Below are 619 nucleotides of genomic sequence, written 5' to 3' on the forward strand. Positions count from 1 at the left end.
GTGCTCGGATCATCATTGGGTTTTCTCGGCCTCGGCGTACAACCGCCAACGCCCGAATGGGGCGCCATGATCGCGGACGGGCAGACCTACCTGACGACCGCATGGTGGATTGCGATCTTCCCAGGCATCGCCATCTGCCTTCTGGCGCTGGGCCTCTCGTTGACCGCTGATGGTCTCGCCCGCCTCCTGAACACGGAATCCTGAGATGAGCGACCTCGTCAGCGTCGAGAACCTCACCATCGACTTCGCCACCAATTTTGGCGACGTCCACGCCCTGCGCGGCGTCAGCTTTTCACTGAAAGCGGGAGAGGTCCTTGGGATCGTCGGTGAATCCGGATCGGGCAAGACGGTGGCCTGCAGAGCCATCCTCAAGCTGATTGCCGGCAACGCACTGGTGAAGTCGGGTCGGATCATGTTCGAGGGCAGCGATGTCCTCGCCATGAAGGATGCCGATCTGGGCCAGCTGCGTGGCGGGCAAGCGGCGATGATCTTCCAGAACCCGTCGACGCATCTTGATCCGATCATGACGGTCGGGCGTCAGGTGGGAGAAGCGATGGTGGTCCATCAGGGCGGATCCTGGCGGCAGGCCAATGGCCGGGCGGTCGGACTGCTCGAAGAC

1 protein-coding gene and 1 pseudogene are annotated in these 619 nt (G+C 62.7%); both read left to right on the forward strand.

Annotated features, from left to right (window positions below):
- Positions 1 to 204, forward strand: a pseudogene (locus tag EN885_RS33060) (ABC transporter permease); the annotation flags it as partial.
- Between the two features lies 1 nt (position 205).
- Positions 206 to 619: ATP-binding cassette domain-containing protein (locus EN885_RS33065; RefSeq protein ID WP_164897976.1), on the forward strand; the 414-nt coding region annotated here is incomplete at its 3' end.

This window comes from Mesorhizobium sp. M6A.T.Cr.TU.014.01.1.1, assembly GCF_004022765.1.
Classification (GTDB): Bacteria; Pseudomonadota; Alphaproteobacteria; order Rhizobiales; family Rhizobiaceae; genus Mesorhizobium; species Mesorhizobium mediterraneum.